At 44.5% G+C, this 9,808-nt stretch carries 7 protein-coding genes and 1 pseudogene; 6 read left to right on the top strand and 2 right to left on the bottom strand.

Translation table 11 applies throughout. The features are described from left to right. From RO21_RS11255 to gntR, 4 genes and pseudogenes are all read left to right on the top strand, one after another. Positions 1-507, top strand: a pseudogene (locus RO21_RS11255) (IS1595 family transposase); the annotation flags it as partial. 980 nt (positions 508-1,487) lie between these two features. Then, a complete protein-coding gene (locus RO21_RS11250) occupies positions 1,488-1,826 on the top strand; it encodes a type II toxin-antitoxin system RelE/ParE family toxin (RefSeq protein WP_047977875.1) in 339 nt (112 codons plus the stop codon). Beyond that, the gene (locus tag RO21_RS11245; RefSeq protein WP_047977874.1) at positions 1,819-2,139 is read left to right on the top strand and encodes an addiction module antidote protein; all 321 of its coding nucleotides are present in this window, start codon (positions 1,819-1,821) and stop codon (positions 2,137-2,139) included. Before RO21_RS11250 ends, RO21_RS11245 begins: the two co-directional genes overlap by 8 nt. Positions 2,140-2,254: 115 nt before the next feature. After that, on the top strand, positions 2,255-3,253 hold the full coding sequence (gene gntR, locus RO21_RS11240) for a gluconate operon transcriptional repressor GntR (RefSeq protein WP_047977873.1): 999 nt from the start codon (positions 2,255-2,257) through the stop codon (positions 3,251-3,253). On the opposite strand, the gene RO21_RS11235 is transcribed toward gntR, so the two are convergent. Further along, entirely contained in the window at positions 3,250-3,765 is a 516-nt protein-coding gene (locus RO21_RS11235; RefSeq protein ID WP_047977872.1) for a gluconokinase, read from the bottom strand. The two genes, gntR and RO21_RS11235, sit on opposite strands and share 4 nt — an antisense overlap. 185 nt (positions 3,766-3,950) lie before the next feature. Between RO21_RS11235 and RO21_RS11230 the strand changes: the two genes are divergently transcribed. Then, the gene (locus RO21_RS11230; protein WP_047977871.1) at positions 3,951-5,300 is read left to right on the top strand and encodes a GntP family permease; all 1,350 of its coding nucleotides are present in this window, start codon (positions 3,951-3,953) and stop codon (positions 5,298-5,300) included. Between the two features lie 172 nt (positions 5,301-5,472). Here RO21_RS11230 and RO21_RS11225 read toward each other — a convergent pair whose 3' ends face one another. Next, positions 5,473-5,991 carry an Hcp family type VI secretion system effector gene (locus tag RO21_RS11225; protein WP_047977870.1) on the bottom strand — a complete coding sequence of 173 codons (519 nt, stop codon included), beginning with the start codon at positions 5,989-5,991 and terminating at the stop codon, positions 5,473-5,475. 200 nt (positions 5,992-6,191) lie between these two features. Here RO21_RS11225 and RO21_RS13025 point away from each other — a divergent pair. After that, positions 6,192-9,808, top strand: a 3,617-nt coding sequence (locus tag RO21_RS13025; protein ID WP_157019808.1) for a type VI secretion system tip protein TssI/VgrG, incomplete at its 3' end; no start/stop codon positions are given.

Below are 9,808 nucleotides of genomic sequence, written 5' to 3'. Positions count from 1 at the left end.
CGTCATCGCATATCATCTCGCCTTTGAAGAACAAGACATTTTCGAAGGAAAAATCGAGGTTGATGAGAGTTATTTCGGTGGTCATCGCAAAGGTAAACGAGGTCGGGTAGCAGCCGGAAAAGTCGCAGTTTTTGGCTTACTAAAACGTCAAGGAAAGGTGTTTACCGTTGTGGTTAAAAATACCAACGCAGAAACGCTAATGCCTGTTATGACAAGGGAAATCAAGCCTGACAGTTGGGTTTATACCGATCCTTATCGCAGTTATGATGCATTAGATGTCAGCGAATTTCAGCACGAAAGCATCAACCATTCAGAGACTTTTGTTGAGCGTGAAAATCACATTAACGGTATTGAACATTTTTGGAGTCAGGCAAAACCCGTGCTGCGAAAATACAACGGAATAAACCGAAAAAACTTCTTCTTATTCTTGAGGCATGTGAATTTCAGTTTAACTTTGGGACACCAAAAGCACAACTAAACACGTTACACAAATGGTGTGATATTTAGGGCTAATCTACTACAGCCCCTTCATTTTTAACTATCTTAGTTAAAATATTGTAGACATTTTTCTAAGAAACATTGCTCCACTCGTAGCTTCTCCCACAGAACAATCAAAAGAAGAAATAGTTAATCCTACTGTCAATGCTGCCCAACCGAATAATTCAGCATAATCTGATAAATTATTGTTATAGTTGGTATTACAGCTACTAGCTTTAGAAGTAATTGAACCAGAGTTAGTAGCTATTCAAGTAACGATTTTCTTCTTGAATAATATATGAGCCTTAAAGGAATGCCATGTTAATATAATTAAATTTTTGAATATAATATGTCTATTCTTGTTTTTGAATAAACTCCACATCTTATTCTATTTCATAATCATAATAAATTAGACCTTAATGATTAAAGTTAATAACCACACCTTTACGTAAATACTCAAAAGAATCACACCCTTCTAAATATTTATTTTCAGAAATAATATCTACTACCCTCCCTAGACTCTTAGATAACTCAACTCTATCACTAAGTTTAACTTTAATCCCATTATAATAATTCAGAGGCTGTCCTAATTATCTAGAGCAGTCCCTAAAAATATTCTCCGCAGGAAATTACCAAAGAATTAAGCCTTCCTTCGCCTCGCCCGATTTATTATTAAGCGGAAAAATACCGGTGACAAAATATGCTCGGTGAACGAGGGATTGAAGAGCTGATCGCTTTGCGAATTGTAACCTTGATTGAAACGAAGCGGAACTGAAAGAGCTTGATGCGTTAATAAAGAGGGATATCCAGTATAAAGCCCAGTGGTCGAAGGCAAATGAACTATCAATCCAAACGACGCTATTGAGGGAATAACAGAAATCCTGATGCCTTACAAGCCTTGATAGTAAATACTTTGTTGTGTCTGGAGAACTCGGATCAGTTCGGGTCGGATATTGTCTTCCTGTATTGTAAACATTACAATCACCTTTCATAAATATAAAGGAGAGAGAATGTACACACTGAAGCAAACACCAATGTTTCGAAATTGGTTTAAAGACATAAAAGATCCACTGGCTAAGATGATTTTAATGGTGAAATACATTGAGCAATCCGAACGGGGTATGTTAGACGAGTGGAAATTTGTAGGGAGTGGCATTTATGAAATGCGGGCAAATATCAGTGAAGGCTACCGTATTTATTTCGCACAAGGTGAAGGGAGACTTTATTTATTAACTGGCAGTAATTGTAAAACATCGCAACAAGAGGATATTGAAAAAGCAAAGTTATTGTGGTCTGAATATCAGCAATTAAATAAACAAATTAAAAAATATAGAGGCAGCAATGAATAATGAAAATCTTTTACCGGAAACAGAATATCAAATGGATATTACCCATTTTGATGTTGCAGAATATTTAGAAAATGATGAATTGATCGCCTTATATCTGGCGCAAACGTTAAAAAACGGTACGGATGAGGAATTTATCCAAGCGTTAAACCATATTGCCAGAGCCAAAGGAATGAACGAGCTAGCGAAAAAAGCGGGCATTGGGCGGGAAAGCCTGTATCAGACGCTTTCGAGCAGTAAGCCTCGCTTTGAAACAATCTGTAAAATTCTAAATGCACTGAATATTGAATTAGTGCCTACGGTCAAAACCGCCTAATTCTGTTGAATAAGGGTGAGGTTATCGCCCTTCTCTGCCTAACGATTTACAATTTTAGCCGCTGGGTTAGAATAGTCGATATACTTCCACACCACTTCTTTTACCGCTAATGAAAATGCCTAAGCGTAAACGCCCGACGTTACAAGATATTGCCGACCATCTTGGGATCACCAAGATGACGGTTAGCCGCTATTTACGCAATCGCAATACGGTTGCGCTTGACACACAAGCCCGTATCGCTGAGGCGATCGAACAGTTTGGTTACATTCCAAATCGTGCCCCTGATATTCTGTCGAATGCGAAAAGCCGAGCCATTGGCGTGCTAGTGCCCTCTTTAACCAATCAGGTGTTTGCCGATGTGATCAAAGGGATTGAGCAAATTACCGATCAGGCGGGTTATCAGACAATGTTAGCCCATTACGGATACAGTGTGGAGAAAGAGGAACAGCGGATTGAATCGCTGCTTTCCTACAATATTGACGGCATTCTGTTATCGGAAAACCACCATTCCGCCCGCACCCTAAAAATGTTAGACGTGGCGCAAATCCCGGTGATTGAAATGATGGACAGCAGCGAGATGGGGCGGCAACAAGCGGTCGGTTTTGACAATATTTCTGCAGCGCAAGCAATGGTTGAAACAATGATTGCAAGAGGGAAACGCCATATCGCCTACTTTTGTGCGAGAATGGATAAACGCACCCAGCTCAAAATGCAGGGCTACCAACGTGCAATGACAAAACACGGTTTGACGGCACATTGTATCAGTACCGAAGAACCTTCTTCGTTCACTTTGGGGGCAAAGCAGCTTCGGCAAGCGTTGGCGGAATATCCGGTGTTAGACGGCATTTTTTGTACCAATGATGATTTAGCGATCGGCGCGCTGTTTGAGTGCCAGCGGCTTGGTATTGCCGTGCCGACGGAGATGGCGATTGCCGGCTTTCACGGTCATGATGTCGGGCAATCCCTTACGCCGCAACTTGCCACCGTCATTACCCCCCGTTTAATGATTGGCAGAACTGCCGCCGAGCAACTGTTAGCCCGTATTCACGGAGAGGCACAATCTGCCGGTCTGATTGATTTAGGCTACCAAATCCATTTAGGTGAGAGTATCTAACCTGTTGCTTGAATGACCTCAATACAGCGTGTTACCACTTGCTCAAACGGAGCATCAATATCAATAAAGCAGACACCTTGTTCGTCCGGCTGAGGCAATTCTAAGGTGTCAAACTGACTTTTGAGCATCGCTGCTTTCATAAAATGCCCCTGCCGTTGCGCCATTCGCTGTAAAATTAATTCAAATTCACCGTGTAAAAATAGGAATTTTATTGGCGGATTATCGGCTCGGATCTGATCCCGATAGGCTTTTTTTAAGGCAGAGCAAACAATGATCCCCTGCTCGTTTTTCTGTGTCAGGCTAAATACTGCATCGTTGATACGAGCCAGCCAAGGCTGGCGGTCATCATCATTAAGCGGCTGCCCTTGCGCCATTTTCACAATATTAGCACGGGGGTGGAGATCGTCCCCGTCAATGAATTTTAGCCCTAAATGTTGCGCAACCGCCGTGCCGATTGAGGTTTTACCAGTGCCGGATACCCCCATTACGATAAATGCTTTTCCGATAGTCATAAATAATCCCTAAGTTACCGATAACAGAGTGAAAGCACCAATTTACCATTTTTATCGCTGTTTTTTCTGAAAAGTTAATCAAAATGTGAAGATGTTCACACTTTTTAAATAAAAATTAGCGATATATTTCCTATGTAACTAAATAATGGTATGTTACCGATAACAATAACTAAAAGGAGAGGAAAATGCTGATTTTTATTATGGTTGCCGCCATTTTATTATTGCTGGTGCTGATCATTAAATTCAAAGTGCACGCTTTTGTTGCGTTAATTACGGTCAGTCTTTTAACCGCATTGGCCGCCGGTATTCCGGTGGATAAAATTATGTCGACTTTATTAAGCGGCTTCGGTAATACTTTAGCATCGGTTGCCTTATTGGTTGGACTGGGGGCAATGATTGGGCGGTTACTGGAAATTACCGGCGGTGCAAAAGTATTGGCGGATACGCTCATCAACCAATTTGGCGAACAAAAAGCACCTTTTGCTTTGGGTGTAGCGTCCCTTTTATTCGGTTTCCCGATCTTCTTTGATGCCGGTTTAGTGGTGATGCTGCCAATTATTTTTAGTGTGGCGAAACGGTTTGGCGGCTCGGTGTTGCGTTATGCGTTTCCCTCTGCGGGCGCATTTGCCGTGATGCACGCTTTCTTACCGCCGCACCCCGGCCCTGTTGCCTCCGGTGATTTATTGGGCGTAAATATGGGGTTGTTAGTCATTGTCGGCTTGGTATGTGCTATCCCGACTTGGTATATCGGCACTTACCTTTTCAGTCAGTTTATCAGCAAACGGATACAGGTTGATTTGCCCAAAGCCTTTCTCAATGCCTTATCGGTGAACGATGTTGCGGTACAAAATCCGCCGTCCTTTGCCCGAGTCATCACCGTATTATTATTGCCGATCGGTTTAATTCTATTTGATACAGGGTTAAACACCCTAACGGTTGCAAAAGTGATTGACGGTAAGGAATTATGGGTACAAAGCCTACGTTTAATCGGCAAAACGCCGGTTGCCCTGTTAATCACTTTGATCGTGGCGATTTTACTTTTGCGGGATAAACGCAGTTATGCGCAAATTGAGCAGATTTGTAACAACGCACTGGGGCCGATTTGTGCGATTGTATTAGTAACCGGAGCGGGCGGAATGTTTGGCGGCATCTTGCGAGCCAGCGGTATTGGCGATGTTTTATCTGCGATGATGTCTGATACCGGAATGCCGATTGTGGTGGCTGCTTTTATTATCGCTGCGGTCTTACGGGTAGCGCAAGGATCGGCAACCGTAGCACTGACTACAACCGCCGCACTCATTGCCCCGATGGTTACCAATGCAACGGATTTAAGCCAGTTTGATCGCTGCTTTATCGTGATTGCCATCGCCTCCGGTGCGACGGTGTTATCCCACGTCAATGACTCTGGCTTCTGGCTAATGAGCCGCTTTTTAGAAATGGACGAAAAGACCACGCTCAAAACCTGGACGTTACTTGAAACCTCAATTGGTCTTGTCGGCTTTGGCATTGCGTTGCTGGGTAGCGCATTATTGTAAGAGGCTACAAGCGGTCGGATGAGAGGAAGATTTTGTAATTTATTGAATAGGTTGATGATGCGATTAAAGTCTTGATTTCTAAACGAAGCAGTATATTCATTCTGCGGTATAAACAAGAAGTCCTCTTGATAGTCTATACCAAGAGGACTTTTTTGAATTGGAAATAATGAGACTAAGCCTCAATTGGTGCACGCCAGTCATCAGAACCGGATGTCCCTGCGGAAGTATGTTCCCAGGTAACTTTACGGTAAGCTAGGGAAAGCTCAAGTAATTGCGTAAATTCACGTTGTGAAGGGTCTTGGGCATGTGGCATTTTTAAGTCAATGCTGACGATAGTGGCATCTTCCAATGATGTGGTGAAGAAATGCTCTTGTTTTCCTTCCACAGAGGTACGATACCATTTTAGTTCCACGGTCGGTAGCATTTCACCGGAGGCTAGTGCATTATAAAGTAATGGCACAGCTTTATTGAGTGCTACCGTTAATTTGAGTGGTTTGTGTGCACGTTGACCGGAAGGTTGACCGGATTGTGGATCGGTTGGGGTTTCAATAACGTGTTTAACTTCTTGAACCAGCATTTCATCTTCGTGTCCTTGGACAAAAATATTCCCGACAGATTCAGCCGTAAAAGCACCCGCAGTAATATTGCCCTGTGTTTTACCGGTAATGGAGACATAACAAGGAGTTGGCATAGTAAACCTCTTTAAGTTAAATTTAGGTAGTTAAGAAATGAAAGAATATAGCTTTATATTCTCGTGATCAATTCAAGTCAGATATTACTTTTTCTCCCCTCCCTTTGCAAGCTAAAATTTGTTTATTGTATGAGCAGAACAGTTCTGTTTTTTGACAAAATAGGGTAACATATCCCTCAAATGGTTAAGGAAACAGCACTATGGCAAAGACTCCCCTTTCTTCTTTATTGAATCAAACAGAGGCAATTAGCAACGTAACTGATACGCTTAATGAGGCAAACGGCGTGGTTGGCAATGAAAAATTAGCCAAAGCCCTATCAAATACCGATAAAGTTATCAATACGGTTAAAGGGGTGGGTCAGTTAGCCAATGATGTATCCGCTATGGCGGTTGGGACGGATTCTGTGATGGCGGGGCTGAATACTGCCTCACAACTCGGTATTGGGGGTGAGAAAGTGGCAAAACGGCTAGGCCAGGCTCAAGAGGTTATCCGATTAGCTCAAAAAGCCGGTAAAATGGCAAATCAACTGCCTGCACTGGCGCAATCCCCTGTCAAAGCGATGTCTGCAATGCTGTCCGGTCAAGCCGCAACGTTTCCTGCCGGTTTACAATTTACGTTTCAAGCCTTTAATCTCCCGCCTGAGACTTTTTCCGTTGTCGAATTTAAAGGGGAAGAGGGATATAGTGAGCTGTTTCAGTTCACGCTTACGCTCATCAGTGATAAACCGAATATCGCATTTAATCAAGTGTTGGATTCACTGGGCACACTGTCCATTTATCGAGACGGTATTTTATTACGCAGCTTCACCGGTATGGTGGCGGAGTTTGAAAAAGGTGAGACCGGTTTTCATAAAACCTATTATACCGTTCAACTCCGCCCGGAATTTTGGCGAACGACATTGCGTACAAATTCACGGATTTTCCAGCAAAAAGACCTCAAAAAGATTGTCGGCACGATTTTGACCGAACACAGCATCAGCCAGTATGCCTATAATTTCAAAGACGCTCACCCGATACGGGAGTTCTGTGTCCAATACCAAGAAACAGATTTTGATTTCCTCTGCCGTTTATTAGCCGAAGAAGGCATTTTCTTCTATTTTGAATTTCAACCCAAACAGCATACGCTGATTTTCTGTGATAATGCCGATTCATTAGTTACGGGCGAAACCATTAGCTATAACCCCAATCCGGAAGCGACCCGGCGTGAATCAATGATTTGGCGCTTTAAGCGGGCAGAACGGGTGCGGGTATCAAGCACTCAATTACGGGATTACACCTTTAAAAAGCCCGGTTGGAATGCCCAATTTGGCAAACAAGCGAGTGATTTAGACAATCAGCGGCAAGCCTATGAATATTTTGAATACCCGGCTCGCTTTAAACAGGCGGATAGAGGCAAAGCGTTCAGCCAATACCGACTAGACAGTTTACGCAATGAAGCTCATCAAAGTGCAGGGGAAAGTAATGCAACGGAATTAGTATTAGGCACGCGGTTTGTATTAAAAAACCACCCGGATAAATCGCTCAATCGCCCTTGGCAACCTATTCGCCTTAGTCATTTCGGTCGTCAGCCACAGGGGGCTGAAGCCGAAGCGGATTTACAAGGCAGCGGTACTTACTATCAAAATCATTTTCAATTTATTCCGATAACTCAAACGTGGCGACCGCTTGCGATACCGAAACCGCAAGTCTTTGGTCCTCAAATGGCGATGGTTGTCGGGCCGAAAGGGGAAGAGATTTTTACCGATAAATTCGGGCGGGTGAAAGTCCAATTTTTATGGGATCGATACGGTGAAGGCAATGACCGCAGCTCGTGTTGGATCCGGGTGAGCCAACCTTGGGCGGGAGCCGGATTTGGTGGCATTACCATTCCGCGTATCGGGCAAGAGGTCATTGTCAGCTTCCTTGAGGGCGACCCCGACCAACCGATTATTATCGGACGCACCTATCACGCCGAAAATCTCCCACCGGGTACGTTACCGAAAGCGGCAACCCAAACGATTATTAAGTCCCAAACCCACAAGGGCAAAGGGTCTAATGAACTGCGTATGGAAGACAGCAACGGCAAGGAAGAGCTTTATCTCCACGCTCAAAAAGATATGAACACAGTGGTGAAGAACGACCAACGGACGACGGTGCAAAAAGGGAATAAAGAACTGTTCGTGGAGTTGGGTAACCAACTCACCCAAATCGGCATTGGTTTTCTCACGGAGCGTATTGGTGGCGGTCGGATTACCGAATCAAATATGGTGAGTGTCAAAACCAGTAAAGCAGGTGTAGGGGAAGCCGCATTACCGGGGACGCAGACTTATCAGGCAGATGATGAAATCTTACTGAAAGTGGGGGAACAGACCTCAATATTGATGAATAATGAGGAAATCCAATTAAAATTTGGTGAGTCGATCGTCAAACTGAATGCCAATGGTGTGTTTGTGAATGGGTCGAAGGTAGGGTTAAATAGTCCGAAGGCAGAGAGTGATACGGGAGAAGGCGCACCGGCGGCGGTGTTATCCCCGACAGAAGAACAAGCCCAAGACGGCGGTGGTGGCAGAATGGCGCACGGGGGCGAAATTGGACAAGGCGGTGCGAGTGGTCAGGGTTCTGCGGGAAGTTCAGGAGGTAAAGGCGATAAGGGGGGCTTAGGCGCATCTGGTGAGATGTGTAAACCACCTCAAATGGGGCAATCTGGCAATCCGTCTTCCCCGCTTTCCGGCGGGGTTGGTGATGTGCCTCCGGGTGCAAAATCTTTTATGCCGGATAAACGTACGCTCTCTAATAAGCAGTGCCCAAGTGTTGGGCATCCGGTTAATCCTGTGTTGGGGATTAAAGTATTGGGTGAGGAAGTGGATTTTGCTTTCGAGGGTATTCTGCCATTGAGTTGGACACGCAGTTACTACTCCGACCAAATCGGGACAGGCTGGTTAGGTCAAGGTTGGAGTGTGCCGGGGGTACAGCGTTTAGTGAAAGTGCCGGCGGGAATGCGCTATATTGATGAGCAAGGTTCGGAATTAGCCTTACCTGCGCTCGAACCCGCCTCCGGTGCGGTCTTTTTACCGGAACACCAACTTTGGGTGCAACGAACCGGGTATGATGATTATGTGCTTCAGCCGTTAGACCGTCGGTTATCGTTCTCTTTTACCGGGCTACGCTTGCAAGATGGCGTACATTATCCGCTCACTAAGGTTGAAGACCGCTACGGCAATCAGCAACGTTTTATTTATCAACCACAAACAGGCTTGCCGCAATATATGATTGACGGTAACGGTCGCACATTCAGCCTCTTGTTTGACACGATTAACGAAGGGAAAGATACCCGTCTTATCTCTATTGCGCTTTTAGCTAAACAGGCAGACTTATCCGAAGCACAGAAAGACCTTCACCGGCAAGGCGAGATGCTGGTTGGTTATGCCTATGATGAGGCGGGGGATTTATCTCAAGTCATTGACCGCTACGGCAATATTACCCGCACCTTTAGCTACCGCAATCACATCATGGTGTCTCACCGAGACAGTGCCGGCTTAGAGGCGTATTATGAGTATGACAACCCAAGCCTAACCGGTAAAGTGCTTCGTCATCACACCAATCTGGGTGAGCAATGGCAGTTTGTTTACCACCCAAGCTATACCGAAGTGATTGATACGTTAGGCAGACGGGAATATTACTATTTTAATGAACACCAAGAATTAACCGGTCAGATATTTGCCGACGGCAGTCAAAGTCAAAATGAACGGGATGATATGGGGCGAGTGGTTAAACAAACCGACCGCAATGGTAAAACCACCCGTTATGTTTATACGCCACAGGGTCAGGTGAGTAAGGT

It is taken from the genome of Muribacter muris, assembly GCF_001038205.1.
In the GTDB taxonomy this organism is placed as follows: domain Bacteria; phylum Pseudomonadota; class Gammaproteobacteria; order Enterobacterales; family Pasteurellaceae; genus Muribacter; species Muribacter muris.
Note: the sequence above shows the minus strand (reverse complement) of the source record. Positions and strands in the feature narration are given on the sequence as shown.